Origin of the sequence: Haloferax marinisediminis (assembly GCF_009674585.1) — an archaeon.
Lineage (GTDB): Archaea > Halobacteriota > Halobacteria > Halobacteriales > Haloferacaceae > Haloferax > Haloferax marinisediminis.
The window spans coordinates 185,992-202,399 of sequence record NZ_WKJP01000004.1; the positions used below are offsets into that span (position 1 = coordinate 185,992).

Annotated in this window: 13 protein-coding genes; 10 read left to right on the plus strand and 3 right to left on the minus strand. The window is 58.6% G+C overall.

From position 1 onward, the window contains the following. Positions 1 to 47: 47 nt before the first annotated feature. The 5 genes from GJR98_RS15400 to GJR98_RS15420 all read left to right on the plus strand — a co-directional run bounded on the left by GJR98_RS15400 (position 48) and on the right by GJR98_RS15420 (position 6,453). Positions 48 to 563, plus strand: coding sequence for an Lrp/AsnC family transcriptional regulator (locus GJR98_RS15400; protein ID WP_151139616.1), 516 nt, complete (start codon positions 48 to 50; stop codon positions 561 to 563). Between the two features lie 189 nt (positions 564 to 752). Beyond that, a complete protein-coding gene (locus GJR98_RS15405; RefSeq protein WP_151139617.1) occupies positions 753 to 2,189 on the plus strand; it encodes an amidase in 1,437 nt (478 codons plus the stop codon). Between the two features lie 55 nt (positions 2,190 to 2,244). Beyond that, the gene (locus GJR98_RS15410; RefSeq protein ID WP_151139618.1) at positions 2,245 to 3,624 is read left to right on the plus strand and encodes a dihydroorotase; all 1,380 of its coding nucleotides are present in this window, start codon (positions 2,245 to 2,247) and stop codon (positions 3,622 to 3,624) included. Positions 3,625 to 3,711: 87 nt separating this feature from the next. Next, the gene (locus GJR98_RS15415; RefSeq protein ID WP_151139619.1) at positions 3,712 to 5,499 is read left to right on the plus strand and encodes a TCP-1/cpn60 chaperonin family protein; all 1,788 of its coding nucleotides are present in this window, start codon (positions 3,712 to 3,714) and stop codon (positions 5,497 to 5,499) included. Positions 5,500 to 5,691: 192 nt separating this feature from the next. Then, positions 5,692 to 6,453, plus strand: coding sequence for a polysaccharide deacetylase family protein (locus GJR98_RS15420; protein WP_151139620.1), 762 nt, complete (start codon positions 5,692 to 5,694; stop codon positions 6,451 to 6,453). A gap of 59 nt (positions 6,454 to 6,512) precedes the next feature. Here GJR98_RS15420 and GJR98_RS15425 read toward each other — a convergent pair whose 3' ends face one another. The 3 genes from GJR98_RS15425 to GJR98_RS15435 form a co-directional block, all read right to left on the minus strand. Then, positions 6,513 to 7,877, minus strand: a complete 1,365-nt coding sequence (locus GJR98_RS15425) for an MmgE/PrpD family protein (RefSeq protein ID WP_151139621.1) — start codon at positions 7,875 to 7,877, stop codon at positions 6,513 to 6,515. A gap of 231 nt (positions 7,878 to 8,108) precedes the next feature. Further along, positions 8,109 to 9,926, minus strand: coding sequence for a hydantoinase B/oxoprolinase family protein (locus GJR98_RS15430; RefSeq protein ID WP_151139622.1), 1,818 nt, complete (start codon positions 9,924 to 9,926; stop codon positions 8,109 to 8,111). 1 nt (position 9,927) lies between these two features. After that, on the minus strand, positions 9,928 to 12,024 hold the full coding sequence (locus GJR98_RS15435) for a hydantoinase/oxoprolinase family protein (protein WP_151139623.1): 2,097 nt from the start codon (positions 12,022 to 12,024) through the stop codon (positions 9,928 to 9,930). 134 nt (positions 12,025 to 12,158) lie between these two features. Between GJR98_RS15435 and GJR98_RS15440 the strand changes: the two genes are divergently transcribed. The 5 genes from GJR98_RS15440 to GJR98_RS15460 all read left to right on the plus strand — a co-directional run bounded on the left by GJR98_RS15440 (position 12,159) and on the right by GJR98_RS15460 (position 16,326). After that, positions 12,159 to 12,782: an SHOCT domain-containing protein gene (locus GJR98_RS15440; protein WP_225316438.1), complete on the plus strand. Its 624-nt coding sequence runs from the start codon at positions 12,159 to 12,161 to the stop codon at positions 12,780 to 12,782. Positions 12,783 to 12,869: 87 nt separating this feature from the next. Further along, a complete protein-coding gene (locus tag GJR98_RS15445; RefSeq protein WP_151139625.1) occupies positions 12,870 to 13,301 on the plus strand; it encodes a GNAT family N-acetyltransferase in 432 nt (143 codons plus the stop codon). A gap of 99 nt (positions 13,302 to 13,400) precedes the next feature. After that, a complete protein-coding gene (locus GJR98_RS15450) occupies positions 13,401 to 13,835 on the plus strand; it encodes a universal stress protein (RefSeq protein WP_151139626.1) in 435 nt (144 codons plus the stop codon). Positions 13,836 to 13,978: 143 nt separating this feature from the next. Beyond that, positions 13,979 to 15,127: an ABC transporter ATP-binding protein gene (locus GJR98_RS15455; protein ID WP_228717200.1), complete on the plus strand. Its 1,149-nt coding sequence runs from the start codon at positions 13,979 to 13,981 to the stop codon at positions 15,125 to 15,127. A 2-nt stretch (positions 15,128 to 15,129) separates the two neighbouring features. After that, a complete protein-coding gene (locus GJR98_RS15460; RefSeq protein ID WP_151139628.1) occupies positions 15,130 to 16,326 on the plus strand; it encodes an ABC transporter ATP-binding protein in 1,197 nt (398 codons plus the stop codon). Positions 16,327 to 16,408: the final 82 nt, after the last annotated feature.

Sequence of the window (16,408 nt, forward strand, 5' to 3'; positions counted from 1 at the left end):
CTCACACCAGGGGTTAGGTATTTTTTACTCCAGAGCTAACGTATGCCATGTCAGGCAGTATCGAAGAGCGCTTGCTGTTCGACGAGACGAACCTCGCGTTGCTCGAACGCATCGAGTCTGACTTCGACGTCAGTCTCGAGACACTCTCGAACGAACTCGGCATCTCCAAATCGACGGTGCACTACCGACTGACGAAACTCCGTGAATCAGGAGTCATTCGGCGAACCGTCGCCGAACTCGACCCCGTCGCATTCGGACTCGACATGGTCATGATAACCGAGGTATCGGTCGCACACGAGAAGGGGTATGCCGACGAAATCGGCGAGCAACTCAAAGCGCTTCCTGGGGTCCAGCAAGTGTACTACACGATGGGTGATGCAGACTTCGTCGTCATCTCACGTCTCCAAAACCGCGACCAGATGAACAACCTCATCGACGAGGTCGTCAGCATCAAAGGCGTCGACGAGACGTCCTCACGGTTCGTTATGAAAGAACTGACCACCGACACGGGTGTCTTTTCGAACCTCTCTTCGGCGATGCGTGCGAAACTCCTCGAATACTGATGACTGGGGTGTCGTAGCGACCCGTCGCAGTCGGGGATTCGGTCGATTCCGTCGGCGAAGTTAAGAGGGTTGACTTGGACTCGTATCCATGGCAAGTCAAGACACGCCACAGCGACGCGTCCCCTCTCGGGGAGACGCCTCTCCGACGACACGGGTACGACGCCTCCGACAGCAGTGGGGTGAGTACCCGTGACCAAAACACTGCTCGACGAGATGCGCACCCAGGCCGAGCGTCTGGGGTTCAGCCTGCCGGACGAACTGCTCACCGAAATCGCCGAGTCGACTCAGTCCGACTCGGACAGTGACTTCGAGGCGACTGTGAGCAGTGGAACCGACCGTGGTCACGTCGCGGACGACGCTGAAAATGCCCTTCTTGCAGTCTACGACGAACCGCGTGTTCACACCGATTCTGGCATCCTCGCCGGCGTGACGGTCGCGGTCAAGGACAACATCGCTGTCGCCGACCTGGAGATGACGTGTGGCTCAGCGGCGTACGCTCTCGTTCCATCGTTCGACGCACCAGCGGTCAGCCGCCTATTAGACGAGGGGGCGACACTCGTCGGAAAGGCAAACATGGAACCGTTCGCGATGGGCCCGACCGGTGAGTTCAGTGACTTCGGTCACGTGACGAACCCGCTAGACCCCGACCGTGTTGCAGGCGGTTCTTCGAGTGGGAGTGCTGCTGCCGTTGCGGCTGGGACTGTCGACGTCGCTCTCGGAACTGACACTGGTGGGAGCATTCGAATCCCTGCTGCCTGTTGTGGCGTCGTCGGTGTCAAACCTAGCCACCGACTCGTTCCACGGTACGGCTTCGTCGACTTTGCTCCGTCCCTCGACACCATCGGTCCCATTAGCACTGACGTACAGACAGGCGCGAAGGCGCTTGCGACGATGGCGGGTCCCGACCCACGCGACCCGACCGCTGCGAATCGACCTATGGACCCCGATGCTGTCGACGAGACGCTCGACTCACCCGAGGGGTTGACTGTCGGTGTCCCAGACACACCGTTCGACCGGTCGGACGAGAGGGTCGCAGACGCGGTCCGCGAAGTCGTCGACCGACTCGAAGACCTCGGCATCACCGTCGAACCTGTCGAACTCGACCTTGGCGAGACAGAGTTTGCCTACCTCAGCATTGGGTCTGCAGAGTTCTCTTGGTTACTCGCTGGAAACGGCGTCGTCAGAGGACAGGGAACCGGCTACAGTGAAGAACTCCGAGACGCGTTCGAACGGGCCCGGAACGAAGGCCTCGGAGAACACGTGGCGAGACGAATTCTCCCGCCTGCGTTCCTCGATGCGACGACTGGTGGGGCGGTGTACGCGTCAGCGCGTCGCGAGGGAATCGCGTTTGGCGAGCGACTCGCAACCGTGTTCGAACAGGTTGACGCCATCGTCACGCCCACGCTCCGTTCGCTCCCCCCCGGACTGGGGGAGACGACGACCCGAGACGACTTCATCCCGCTCTTGGGTAACACTGCGCCGTTCAACATCGCTGGCACTCCAGCAGTTTCGGTTCCGGTGACGACGCTCGACGGCCATCCAGTAAGCGCGCAGGCAATCGCCCCGCAATTCGAAGATAGCCGTGCACTTCAGGTCGCCCGTTCACTGGAGCGCGTCGCTGACTGAGTCTTCGCCGTCATAGTGTGAACGCTTTTGTATTAGGCAAGTGTTGTCATGTACTATGGCAATAGATACCGTGATTAACGGTGGGACAGTTGTCACTGACTCGGCGATGTTCGAGGCGAGTGTGGCGATGAACGACGGAAAAATCGTCGCGGTGGGCGATGCCGACTCGATGCCGGAGGCCGACGAGGTTGTCGACGCGACCGGCCTGTTGGTCATGCCCGGTATCATCGACCCACACGTCCACATCGACGACCAGTTCTCGGTCGACTCCTACGAGACTGGAACGAGTGCTGCGGCACTTGGAGGGGTAACGACGTACATCGACTTCGCCTGGCAGGCATGGCTTGGTGACCTGAGTCCCTTCGATGCCGAGGGAACCCTTCTCGAAGGCGTCCGTCGAAAACAGAAGAAAGGCGAGACTGCGCTCATCGACTACAGTCTCCACGGTGCAATCACGCGAGAGGACCCCGAGGTACTCGACGAATTAGCGGACGTCGTCGACGCGGGTGTCACGTCGTTCAAGATGTTCACGGCGTACGAGATTGGGCTCGGAAATGGCTTCATGAATCGTGTTCTGGAGCGCATCGCAGAACTCGACGCAGTCGGTGTCTTCCACACGGAAGACGCCTCGATTTGTGACGAACTGACGGCCCTGTTCCAAGAGGAGGGGAAGGGTGACCCAACGTGGTACCCGCAGTCGCGCCCCGACTATGCAGAAGCGATGTCTGCTGAGGACGCCGTCCGGATGGCACAAGAAGCGGGTGCGAAGTACTACGGCATCCACACGAGCAACCGAAAGGCTGCCGACGTACTCGCCGACTTCCGTGGCGACGGGTCGATGGTCCGTGCCGAGACCTGTACGCACTACCTCGTGCTGGACGACTCGATCTACGGAGAACTCGGGAACCAAGCGATGATTGCACCGCCAATCCGCAAACCAGACGACAACGAAGCGATGTTCGAACACCTCCGCAACGGGTCGCTCGACGTCGTTTCGACCGACCACTGTGGCTACAAACTCGAGAGCAAGAACGTCGATAACTGGTGGGAGAGCACGTTCGGCGCGAACGGGTTACAAGCGAGCCTGCCAGTCGTTCACGACGAAGCGGTCAACCACCGTGGCTTTTCCTACCCATTCCTCGTCCGCGTCATGAGCACGAACCCAGCGAAAATCTTCGGCCTGCCGAACAAAGGAACACTCAACCCCGGGGCGGACGCCGACGTCGTGTTGTTCGACCCGAACGAGACGTACACCATCACTGCAGCGGACAACGCGTCTGAAGCCGACTTCTCCATCTACGAAGGCCGTGAGGTTACTGGCCGCGTCAAGCAAACCTTCGTGCGTGGCGAACTCATCGCGAAAGACGGTGAAATCGTTGGAACACCCGGCCACGGAAAGTTCGTCGAGCGCACGCTCCCCGACTGGGACTTCTGAACGCGCTGGCGACACCGATTTTTGTCAGTAATCGATACGTGTTACCGAGGAACAAACTTTTACTCTCTGAGAGACAGGTAGCGATAGATGAGTAGTCTTCACCAGAACGGTAGACCCGTAGCCGTTTCACCGGCGAGCGCTACCGAAGACGAACCAGTTCCACGGTTCCCTCACGCGAACTGTATCGCCGTTCGGGCGATGGCGAACGTTCTCGGTAGTTCTCTCGGCCCTCGCTCTCACGATAAACTCGTCGTCAATCAACTCGCGAGCCAGACAGAACCGGTGAACCGAGGAGATGCACCTGTCGACGACTTCACGGTGACAGGAGACGGTGCAACACTCCTCGAAAAACTCCCAGTCGAACACCCGATTGCGCCTATCGTCCGTCGCATCCTCGGGCCAGAACGGCCCGGTGACACGGACATCGAAGGGCAAGACATCCCCGATGGTGTCACTTCGGCCGTCGTACTGACGGGGGCGCTTCTCGACGAGGCAGAGAACCTCATCGACAAAGGGCTTCACCCCCACGATGTCAGAGAAGGCTACGCAGTCGCCGTCGAAACAGCGTTAGACGTTCTCTCCGCTCAGACACGCCTGCTCTCGTCGTTCGACGACCAACGAGACGTCGAGCGGGCAGTCGCACGCTCGGCGATGACGGGAAACGATATCGGCGACCTCGCTGAGACGTGGGCAGGGCTTGCAGTCGATGCGGTCGACGACATTGGCCGTCCCACAGAGAAATCCTTCGTCGTCCGGTGTCTCGGCGACGGTGAACTGACTTCGTCGAGACTCGTTCGTGGGGCAATCCTCGACAGGAACACTCGGGCGAACGACGAGATGCCCAGACGGGTCGAAGACGCGACAGTGCTCCTTCTCGACGGTCACACGACTGGTGGGCTTATCGACCCCAAGTGGGAGGAGGATGCTGTCTTCGACCTGCAGTCTCCTGAACAGTTGAAAGAAGTCCGCGAGCTCTACGCGTCTCGTCGCCGAGCGCTGGTCGACCACTACGTCTCGCTCGGCATCGACGTGGTCGTCACTCGCCTCGGGATAAACGGTGAGTACCAACGACTGCTGGTTGACGCCGGCATTCTCGGGATTCGTTCTGTCAGTCCGCTCGAGATGAAGCAAGTTGCACTCGCGACCGGTGCGAGCCTCGTTCAGAATCCGACTGACGTCGAAGCCAGTGACCTTGGCCACGCCGGTGTCGTTTCTATCGAACGAACGTCTCCTCGGCGGGGTCGCCGGAAGAACCGCTACATGACCGTGTTCGACGAGTGTGACGGGGCGAACTCTGTTACGATGGCCGTCCACGGCGTCTCGGGACAACTCGCAGACCAGGCAGCGACAGAAGTTCGGAAGGCAGCGGCCGCGGTGGCAGCGAGTAGAGGACTCGGGTCCGCACGACCGGGTGTGGTGCCGGGGGCGGGGGCAATCGAACTCCAGATGGCCGAAGCAGTCCGTGACCGTGCGACCCAACTCGACTCACGTGCCCAACTCGCCGTCTTCGCATTTGCGGACGCCTTACAGGAGGTCGTCGCCGCGCTCGTTCGGAATGCTGGCTTCGACGCGCTCACCGTCCTCGCTGACCTGCGTGCTGCACAGGTCGGCGGCGAGATGGATGCTGGGTTCGTCCTTCCAGCAGGTGAGGTTTCCAGTGCGACGGACGCTGGTGTCTTCGACCCAGTGGCGTACAAACACCGAATGCTCGTCAGTGCAAGCGAAGTGGCGAACCTCATCCTCCGTGTCGACGATGCCATCGACGCCACATTCACCAAAGAACCCCTCGGGCCGGACGACGTGATTTACGACGACCGAGCTGAGAAACATCTGGATTACCTCGAAGAGAATCCCGGCACACGCTGGGACAAATAGGTTCGTTGTCTGTCCGTTCTGCTCGAACTATCCCTCCGCAGTACGGCATATTCTCTCCAAATCTGACAACTCAGAAAACACTTAAGCAGTCACAGTGGGAGTAGTATTTGTACTATGGCACAGGCTACCGTATGTCTATCGTACGATTTCGACGCAGTATCGACGTGGTTGTGGTCCTATGGTTCGTGGGACATGCCAACGAGACACTCTCGTGGTGTGTACGGCGCAGAAGTCGGCGCCCCGCGCCTCCTCGATTTACACGACAAGTACGACGTCCCCGCGACCTGGTTCGTTCCCGGGCACACGATCGACAGCTTCCCGGAGATTTCTGCTGAGGTGTGGGACCGTGGCTACGACATCCAACACCACGGGTGGAGTCACACGGGTCCTGCGACGTTCGAGAGTGAAGAAGACGAGCGAGCAGACGTCGAACGCGCTGTCGACTGTATCGTCGACCTAACTGGTCGAAAGCCGACCGGCTACCGCTCCCCGGCCTGGGACTTTTCGGAGCACACACTGGATATCCTCCAGGACATCGGTATCCAGTGGGACTCCAGTAAGATGGCATCCGACTTCACGCCGCATTGGGCGTACGGCGGGTGGAGTGCCCCAGAAGACGGACCATACGACCGCGGTGAACCAACTGATATCGTCGAACTCCCCGTCTCCTGGCAGCGCGACGACTGGCCACCGTTTACGTTCACCTGGGCGCGCCCGCACCGCATGGGCTACGTCAGTGAAGACTCGATCTTCCAGCGGTGGTACGACCAGTTCGACTGGATGTACGAAAACGTCGACAACGGCGTGTTCATCCTGACGATGCACCCACAAGTCATCGGACAGGCCCACCGCATCATGCGACTCGAAAAGTTGATTCAGCACATGATGACGAAACCCGACGTCGAGTTCAAGTTGATGGACGATGTCGCCAACGAGTTCCGCGACAGCAACTGAGCACGGACACGACGACGAGAACCGCCGACCGAGCATTCAATTCTTTGCAGTCTCCCCGTTCAGAGCGGTGCGAGTACGTCTCGAACGCTCTCCTCGTCACGAAGTGACAACAACCGTTCGAACGTCGTCTCCGCCACCGACGTCGAGACAGAACGGGTCGCACAGTCGACGAACTTCGCTCTGAGTTCTGCTTCCGAGAGCGGCGTCTCCGGCGTTCCCGGTGGAATCGACTGTGTCTCTTCGACCGTCGTTCCGTCAGTCGTGGTGAGACGAACGTTCGTTCGATTCGATTTGTAGGGGAGCGATTCGTCCACCTCGAACGACACCAGCGCACGAACGCGTTGGACTGCCGCGTCGTCGAGGGCGTCGTCGGTGAACGCGTCGAGGTCGACCCTGTCACGAGTGGCGGCACACGCGACGGCGTACTCCATCGAGAACTTCCCTTCGAGCCCACTCTTCGGTTCTGGATAGACGAGCGCGTCGCCCGCGCCTCGTGACGTGACCACCTCGATTCGGTCGATGTCCTCGTGAGAGATACTGTGTGCTTCGACGAGCGTTTCGACGGCAGCGATGGAGGTATGCGTGAAATAACAGCACGGATACGCCTTGATGCTGATGCCCGTCTCGACGAGTCGCCACGGGTCGCCCGGTGGGTCTGCACGCCGTTCTGCTCCGTCCGCGTAGAGGTCCCAAAACCCACGAGGGCCGCTAATGGCAGTCTCTTCGGCAGTGAACCCCTCTGCGGCGAGGAGCGCCGCTGTGATGCCTGACCGACCGGCGAGTCCAGCGTGGAGTGGTTTCGTCATCGTCCCGAAGTTCCGCTTTAGCCCAGACGGCATCGATGCGGCGATGCCGAGTGCGACTTGGGTCTCACCGACGTCCAGGTCGAGCAGCGTCGCGGCTGCCGCTGTCGCACCAAACGTCCCGAACGTCGCTGTCGGGTGCCACCCGCGTTCGTAGTGGGTCGGACTGACCGGTTCGGCGACGTAACACTCGGTCTCGAACCCAGCGGCGAAGGCAGTGATGACGTCCTCCCCAGAGGAGTCGAGATGCTCAGCCAATGCGAGAATTGGGGCGACGAGTGGGACACTCGGGTGTCCGTCCATGGCCCACGAGAGGTCGTCGAAGTCGAGTGCGTGACCAGCGGTGCCGTTTGCGAGTGTGGCATCGGTGAGTGATGCCGTCTCACCCGTCCCGAGCACAGACACTCCGTCAGCAGTCGGGGTGAGTGACGTGGCAACGCTGGCGGCGCGGACTCCTGCGTCGGCACGAACCCCAGCCAATGTGACGCCCACTGTGTCGACGAATGCCCGTTCGATTGTCTCGACAGCGTCGGGTGGAACGTCGTCGAACGTCAGGTCTGCAACGAACGCGGCGAGCGTTCGCTCTGGTTGCTCTGCGTGTACTCTCGGCGGAGATGACATACGAACTCAGTTCGGAGTGAGTCGATAAAACGTTGTGTGCTTCTGTGGCACGGTGCCCGGCGCGAGGCCGGGCGTCGCTGGTTGTATCGCGATTCGTTGGGACGCGTCGTTGGTACTGCGAGTTCGACGCAACAGTAGGTGTGCTAGCAGTTAACAAAAAGATTGTGTCAAATATTCACATGGTGGGGCTACCGGTCGAAGCGAGCGATGAGTACCGACGGAATCGACGGTTCAGGCAGACCGGAGCTCTGCGGTTGCTCCCACGTCGAGTTCACCGTCTTCGATGACGACACCGTAGTTTTCTCGGGCTTCTTCGACAGAGACGAGTCCATCGAGGTAGTCTTCGTAGACCTGTTCAGAGGGTCGTTCGTGTGGGTCACCGTAGCCACCGCCACTCGCCGTTTTGATGAGAACTCTGTCGCCTGCTTCGAATTTGTACCCGGACTCTTTCGAGTTGAGGTCGATGACTTCTCCGTTTGCTTTGATGTGCTTGAGGTCACCGTGTGTCCCCTCGCCACCGCCGAACAGACCGTGTGGACGGTAGGTGTTTCCGTCTCCTTCCATCGTCATCACCGCGTTCGTCAGGAAGGTCGACTCACGGACGATACCGTGTCCTCCACGGTGTCTGCCGGCGCCGTGGCCGTCCTCTCGGAGACTGTAGTGCTCGACACGCATCGGATGTGAGAGTTCGATGTCTTCGACTGGCCGGTTCTTCGTGTTGTGGACGAGTGCATCGACGGCGTCGAGTCCGTCGGCGGCCGGTCGTCCGCCGTACGACCCTTCGTTCACTTCGAGGTACACCCAGTACTCGCCTTCGTCGTTCGTTCCACCGTAACTGACGAAGTACACCTGTCCGCACGTGCCGGCGCACACTTTGTCGGGAATCGCTTCGGCGAGCGCCTGGATGATGAGGTCACTCATCTTGTCCACTTGGTTGATGCGAGCGAACGCCGACGTTGGTGGCGTCGGGTTGAACATACAGCCCGGTCTCGCTTTCGGGTGTACCGGTTCGAACGTCCCGGAGTTCTGTGGGAGATACTCGTCGCGGACGAACGTATCCATCAGTATCGACCGAATCGTGAAGTAGATACAGACGTCTGTCGACCCGTGGAACGGGATGTTGTATCCGGTTGGCGTCTGGTCGGCCGACTTGCTCATGTCGACGGTGATGTCGCTCCCATCGACGGTCACCTCGACTGCGATTTTCAGACGCTTCCCACGGTTGCGGCCGTCGTCGTCGAGGTAGTCTTCTGCGTAGTACGTTCCGTCGGGAATCTTCCGAATCTCGTTGCGGAGGAGCGCCTCGGCGTAGTCCATGAGCGCCTCGCCCGCCTGCTGAATCTCTTCGAGACCGTACTTCTCGACGAGTGCGAGATATCGGTCTTTTCCGACGTTACACGAGGAAATCTGGGCTTGGAGGTCGCCGATGACCTCACGTGGCGTTCGAACGTTGTCTTGGATGAAGTTCCATATCTCGTCTACCCGCTCGCCCTCGTCGTACACTTTGGTCGCACGGAAGAGGCTTCCCTCTGCGTACATGTCTTCGAGGTCGATGGCAAGTCCGGGTGTCGCAGACCCGATGTCGAGGTGGTGCGCAGTGTTGGCCGCCCACGCGATGTGTTCTCCGTTGTAGAAGATGGGCACCGCAACCGCGATGTCGGGTGAGTGACTCGCTCCGTAGTGTGGGTGGTTGTGGATGAATACGTCACCCTCTTTGATTGCGTCTTCTCGTTCGATGCCGCGCTCTTCGAACGTTTTGTACATCCCGTCGAGATACCCGATGAGTGACCCGACGTGCATCGGTGTGGAGTCACTCTCACAGAGTTCGCGGCAGTCGGTCGTGAAGATGCCTGCACCCATGTCTTCGCTCTCTCGGATAATCGAGGAGTACGACGACCGGATGAGTTTGTAGGCCATCTCCTGGGCGATGGTGTCGAGTTCTCCGCCGATGACTTGCATCGTCACCGGGTCGATATCTCGCTCGCGGAGGATGTCCGCTGCGCTCGGTTCGTACGTGCTGTCGTCGCTATCGTGGCTTTCAGTACTCATATCAGTCTCCCTTCTGCAGTTCGATGGACCCGTTGGCCAGCACAGTTGCCGTCCAACCGGGATGTACGACCACCGTGCTGTCGAACTCGTCGACGATGGCCGGGCCGGAGATTACGTTTCCAACCTTCAGTTGTTCGCGGTCAAATCTCGAGACAGTCATCTCTGCCGGTGCGTCGGACGTACCGAAGTACACGGTCGCCTCGGTCGTCTGGGCCGCCGAGGGGTCTTCGTCACCCTCGTCGAGCGTCGCCGGGACGTAGGATTGGATGTCGCCGACGGCCGTCACACGCAGGTTGAGAAGTTCGACCGGGTCCTTCTCGAAGTAGTGGCCGTACTCTGTCTCGTGTTTCTCCTCGAATCGTTCGCGGACTCGCGCGTGCCAGTCGCCATCGGTGCCGTCGAAGTCGACGTTCAACTCGTAGCCCTGTCCCTCGTACAGACAATCGACAGACTGACGGAACGTCCACTGCGATTCGTCGATTTCGTCTCGCTCGAGTTGGGCACGACCACGAGCGACCAGTTCGTCGAATGCCTCGTCGATGTAGTTCCCGTCGACTTCGTCGAGTGGGCTACTCACCGTCTGTTGGTAGTCGTACTTGACGTTCCCCGTCAGAAGTCCTCGTGCTGAGGCGATACCGGGAGATGGTGGGATGAGCACGGTACCGACTTCGAGTTCGTCGGCGATGCTTGCGGCGTGCATCGGACCGGCACCTCCGAACGCGACAATCGTGTACTCACGTGGGTCGTACCCGCGTTGGACAGTCTGTTCGCGGATGGCGCGATACATGTTCGTGTTCGCCACTTCGAGTGTGGCGAGGGCGGCCCGTTCGGGTGTCTCGAATCGGGCTTGCTCGGCGCGGTCGCAGAGTTGTGTCTGAAGCGCGTCTCGCGAGAGGCTTGGGTCGAGGTCAAGGTTTCCACCGAGGAACGTCTGGGGGTCGATTCGACCCAGAACGACTTGTGCGTCGGTCGTCGTCGGTTGGTCGTTCCCTCGTGCGTAACAGGCTGGCCCGGGGTTTGCGCCGGCACTCTTCGGACCGACGTTGAATCCCATTGCACCGTCGAACCAGGCGATAGACCCGCCACCCGCACCAATCGTCGCGATGTCGAGCATCGGCGAAATCGTTGGGTAGCCACCGACAGTACTGTCACGGGGGTCGCGTTCGAGGACACGGCCGGGGATAACTGAGATGTCGGCGCTCGTTCCGCCCATGTCCAACATAATGAGGTTCGGTTGACCGACGTTGTTCCCTTCGAACTCAGCAGAGAGAACGCCTGCAGCAGGCCCAGAGACGAGCGTCGTCACCGGCTTCTCAGCGACGTTTTGTACACTCGCCATCCCCCCGTTCGACTGCATAATGAGAACCTCGGCGTCGAACCCTTCCTCTGCGAGGCGTTCTTGGAGACGGTTGAGGTACGTAGACATCACGGGCTCGAGGCGTGCGTTGATCGCCGTCGTCGTAAACCGCTCGAATTCTCGGAACTGGGCCACGACGTCGCTCGACGTCGAGACGTGAATGTCCGGATAGTGTTCGAGAATCAGCTCTTTCGTTCGGTTTTCGTGGTCACGGTTGAGGTACGAGTGAAGATAACAGACTGCGATAGATTCGATGCCGTCGTTTACGAGTTCTTCTGTCGCCTGCAGGACTTCGTCCTCGTCGAGTGGGGTGATAACCTCCCCGGGTGGATGGATTCGTTCTGTTACTTCCTTCCGGTGTCGTCGTTTGACGATTGGATTCTCTTGCCACGGGATGGTCTGCTGGAGAGAGAAACTGTGTGGCTTGCGGTGTCGTCCAATGTGGAGGACGTCGCGGAATCCTTTCGTCGTCAATAGACCTGTCTTTGCACCTTCGTTCTCGATGAGTGCGTTCGTTGCCACGGTTGTCCCGTGGAGAATTTGGTCCACTTCCGACGGCTCGATATCTGCAATTTTACATACTTCAGTGATGCCAGTGACGGTCGAGACGGACGGGTCGTCGGTCGAGGGTGTCTTGAAAATATATTCGTCGTCCCCTGCGACGAGGATGACGTCTGTATTCGTACCACCAACGTCAACACCGACACGGATTCCATTACCACTATTGCTATTGCTATGCATACCCATGGAATCATTCCCTTTCTACGATTTATCTGTTTCTATCAAAATAGGCACACACAGTCGTCTATTTCCCAACCAATCGGTGACTCACACACGCGAAAGAACCAACTATGTCGGTATCCTCTCATGAATCAATGACCGACATCGAACGGCGTGACGGGACGCTTTCTGACGACGGAGACGAGTTGTCGACCCTTGCCGACCAAGCGGAGGGTGCGTCGGTCACGCCGGAGGGGCTCGCAGCGGTGACTGGTACGGGTTCGACTACGCTCAGAGATATTCTCGACACGGACGAACTCCCACAGTATCTTCTCGAAGGGACGATGCTCGACATCGTAACTGGAGACGAACCGGCGCGAAAGATGGCGGGTCGAGACGGGTCGACGTACACGCTCTTCACAGACCGTGCCGTCCACTTCGTCGTTCAGTATCCTGACCGACTCGACACACGAACCACACCGTACGAAACCATCCGTGCGGTGACCATCCAGACGGTCGGCCAGAACATTCGGCTTCAGGTCGAGACAGCAGGCGTCAGTTACGTCGCGTACCCGTCGGCGACGTCGGTCGAAGAATGCAAAGCTGCTGTCGAGTTTGCAGAAAAGCAGGTGGAGGAATCGGCAGCCAGTGGTGACCGCGTCGGGAAGTCTGGTGAGGTGCTCGACGCCCTCGAACGACTCGCTGCTCTGCGTGACCGTGGTGCTCTCACCGACGAAGAGTTCGAGTCGAAGAAGGCCGACCTCCTCGACCGACTCTAACCACCGCTTCGACCAACTCTGACCACCACGGTCGTTCTGCGGTCCTCTTTATTACTACCCCCTGTGTCAGTTGGTGTGGCGAATCACATGTCCGAGACCCACGTGGCCGAACTCACGAACGAAGCGGAGTGGATGGATGCGTATCCCGTCCTCTCTGAACTACGCCCTGTCGACGAGGAGACGTACCTCCAGTATCTTCGGACGATGGCAGGAGAGGGCTACCGTCTGTTCGCTCTCTTCGAGGATGACGAAATCCTCGCTGTCGCTGGCGTCCGAATGTCGACTACCCTCTATCACGGAAAACACGCGTGGGTGTACGACCTCGTCACTCGCGAGGACCGACGTTCGGAGGGACATGGTCGACGGCTCCTCACGTTCGTCGAAGACTGGGCAAGGGACCACGACTGTGCTGTCCTCGAACTCGCCTCGGGTCTCTGGAGAGACGATGCACACCGGTTCTACGAGGAACATACAGGGTACGACCGCTACTGCTACACGTTCAAGAAAGACCTGATGTAGGTCATACGAGAGGCTGTACCACTCTGCACACCCTGTGTTTGCCATCATTTTTCGGGCACACACTTATGATACCGTTCGTCGAAGAATTTGAGCAAGCACATGATTGAACACATTCTCATTGCAATCGGTGAGAAACGGATGCACGTCGAGGAAGTAACCGAACACGCCGTGGAAATTGCATCTGCTGTTGGCGCTGACATCACCTTGTTACGTGTGTACCCGAAAGGTGAGTTCGAAAAACGACTGGAAGAGTTCAGTTACGACTCCGCAGACCCCACTGACATCGCGAAACGAAACTCGCAGGTCAGAGACGCAGCGCATATCGTTCGGGACGCCGGTCTCGAGTTGACGATCGCTGGTGTCGTTGGAAACCCCGGAACTGAGGTGGTCTCGTACGTGGAGGAACACGATATCGACCACGTCTTCATCGGCGGGCGAAGGCGGTCACCGACCGGAAAAGCGCTCATGGGAAGTACCAGTCAGGAGATTCTCCTTGGCCTGTCGGTTCCGTGTACGGTGCTAAAGTTGGGGTGACTGAATCCAAACATAACTGTTCTTAGAACCAACTAAACTGCCGAAAATGGGCGGAAGGGTTGGTGTAGTACCGGAATTCCCTTTTGGAGCACTGCTGCAATCGCCCCAAAAGTATTAAATTCGCTGTTATCGATTCGACTACCATGGGTGCCGTAAACATGAGTGAGAATGCCATATCTATCGTCTCACTCGAAAAGTCATTTTCCAACGAACAAGTTCTCAAAGGGGTAGATTTCTCGATCGAACCCTCGGAACTCTGTGTCATTGTCGGACCGAGTGGGAGTGGAAAGTCGACCCTCCTCAAGTGTATCGCTGGTCTCGTCTCCTTCGACAGAGGGGAGGTACTGATTGATGGGGCGAGCGTCGGTAGTATCCCAGTCGAAAAGCGAGACCTCGGCTACGTATTTCAGGACTTCGAGGAACGTCTGTTCCCGCATATGACCGTCGGTGAGAACGTCGCGTTTGGCCTTCGCCAGTCTGAAGAAAACTTCAGCGACGACGCAATCCAGCAGAAGATCGACGAATCGCTGGAGTTGCTCGCCATCACGGAGACGAAAGACACTCTCCCTTCGGAACTCAGTGGTGGGCAGCAACAACGGGTCGAACTCGCACGAAACCTCGTCCGTGGGTGTGACATCATGCTCCTCGACGACCCACTAGCTGACCTCGACTACAAACTTCAAAAGCGGATGGAGCTCGAGATTCGACGAATCCACGAGACGCTCGGAAGCACGTTCGTTTACGTCACCCACAATCAAGACCAAGCGCTCAAACTCGCCGACAAACTCGTGGTCATCAATCAGGGAATGATCGAGCAGATTGGGACACCAGACGAGGTGTATCAGAACCCTGCGACAGCGTTCGTCGGTCGATTCATCGGTGACTCAGACCCGCTTTTAGGCGAGGTCGTCGGTACCGACGGTGCGAACGTTCGTGTCGACACGCCAGTCGGCGAAATCGTCGCAAAGCCACGCGGCGATACTCCGGACGTGGGGACGGAAGTTATGATACTCGTCAGACCTGAGGACATAACCATCGGTCAGGGGACTGCTGAACTGGACAACGACCTGCCGGCGACAGTCCAAGGGCGGACCTACACCGGGGAGCGGACCGAATTCACAGTGAGACTCGACGGTGACGCCGAGGACTTCCAGGTCGTCGTCAGTGGGAACGTTCCGCTCGAAGCGTTCGGGAACCGGACGAGAATTGGCTGGAACGCAGACGAGGGCGTCGCCTACGATACCCTCAGTGTGGTCGAGACTGTGACTGTCGACGACCTCATGGAGGTGTAATCATGTCTAACGCAAACCTCGACGACAAGACTGAACCGAAACAGCAAGCCACCATCGACGACCGAGAGAACGTGCTCAAGGTCGAGGGACTCACCAAAATCTACCCCGATGGCACCCTCGCAGTCGACGATATCGACTTCCAGATAAAAGCCGGCGACTTCTGTGTCATCATCGGTCCATCCGGTTGTGGTAAGTCGACGACGCTGCACTCACTCGTCGGAAAGATTCCCCCAACAGAAGGGAAAGTCATCCTCGACGGAAAAGACATCACGCACGCGCCAACCTACGAGCGTGATATCGGTCTCGTGTTCCAGGACTTCCAGCTGTTCCCCCACCTGACGGTCGAAGAGAACATCATCTACGGGCTCAAGCGGATGGACCTTCCAAAGGACGTTATCGACGAACGTCTCGAGAACGTCCTCGAGATGATGCAGCTCCACGAACTCCGGGCGCGACCGCCGAAAGAACTGTCTTCTGGGCAGAAACAGCGGGTCGCACTGGCACGGAGTCTCGTGTTAGAGCCGAAACTCCTGTTGCTGGACGAACCGCTCGGGGACATGGACTACAAACTCCAAAAGCGAATGGAGCGCGAACTCCTTCGCATCCACCGCGAACTCGACACGACGTTCGTCTACGTGACGCACGACCAGACGCAAGCGATGCGCCTCGCAGACCAGGTCATCGTGATGAACGGTGGAAAAATCGAACACAGCGCACCTGTCGAAGAGGTCTACAACGAACCGAACACTGCCTTCGTTGCGGCGTTCGTCGGCGATTCGAACATGTTCGACGGTGAAATCGTCGGTCTCTCCGAGGACGAATCGGTCGCGACAGTGCAGACCTCGTTCGGCGAGTTCACCGTTTCGACCGCAAATCTTCACTCGCCACCCGCCGACATCGTCGGCAAGCGAATGCCCTTTGCGGTGCGTCCGCAGTTCGTCAAACTCGGTGGAGACACCGATAACACGCTCGAATGTCGCGTCGAAGACGTCATCTACCAGTCCGGCAGTGGGACGCAGGTCATCCTGTTCGCCGAGACGGACGAGGGTGAAGAAGAGATTCAACTGAAGTCAGAAGACTATCTCGAAGTCGACGAAGACCGCGTCACGGTTGGATGGGACACCGAGAACACTATCATTCTCGAACGGACGAGTGTCGTCGATGGCATCGACCTCGACACCGATATCCTCGGGAAGTAACTGCGCGGACCAGTTCGCTCACCGTTTCGTCGACCGTTTTTGCTTCTGAACCTCATGCCTGTTAGTGACACCCGTGGTAAAC

Bases quoted from the DNA above. Each gene is read 5' to 3' on its own strand.
- GJR98_RS15400 (WP_151139616.1), top strand. From the start codon at position 48: ATGTCAGGCAGTATCGAAGAGCGCTTGCTGTTCGACGAGACGAACCTC.
- GJR98_RS15410 (WP_151139618.1), top strand. From the start codon at position 2,245: ATGGCAATAGATACCGTGATTAACGGTGGGACAGTTGTCACTGACTCG.
- GJR98_RS15415 (WP_151139619.1), top strand. From the start codon at position 3,712: ATGAGTAGTCTTCACCAGAACGGTAGACCCGTAGCCGTTTCACCGGCG.
- GJR98_RS15420 (WP_151139620.1), top strand. From the start codon at position 5,692: ATGCCAACGAGACACTCTCGTGGTGTGTACGGCGCAGAAGTCGGCGCC.
- GJR98_RS15425 (WP_151139621.1), bottom strand. From the start codon at position 7,877: ATGTCATCTCCGCCGAGAGTACACGCAGAGCAACCAGAGCGAACGCTC.
- GJR98_RS15430 (WP_151139622.1), bottom strand. From the start codon at position 9,926: ATGAGTACTGAAAGCCACGATAGCGACGACAGCACGTACGAACCGAGC.
- GJR98_RS15435 (WP_151139623.1), bottom strand. From the start codon at position 12,024: ATGCATAGCAATAGCAATAGTGGTAATGGAATCCGTGTCGGTGTTGAC.
- GJR98_RS15440 (WP_225316438.1), top strand. From the start codon at position 12,159: ATGACCGACATCGAACGGCGTGACGGGACGCTTTCTGACGACGGAGAC.
- GJR98_RS15445 (WP_151139625.1), top strand. From the start codon at position 12,870: ATGTCCGAGACCCACGTGGCCGAACTCACGAACGAAGCGGAGTGGATG.
- GJR98_RS15450 (WP_151139626.1), top strand. From the start codon at position 13,401: ATGATTGAACACATTCTCATTGCAATCGGTGAGAAACGGATGCACGTC.
- GJR98_RS15455 (WP_228717200.1), top strand. From the start codon at position 13,979: ATGGGTGCCGTAAACATGAGTGAGAATGCCATATCTATCGTCTCACTC.
- GJR98_RS15460 (WP_151139628.1), top strand. From the start codon at position 15,130: ATGTCTAACGCAAACCTCGACGACAAGACTGAACCGAAACAGCAAGCC.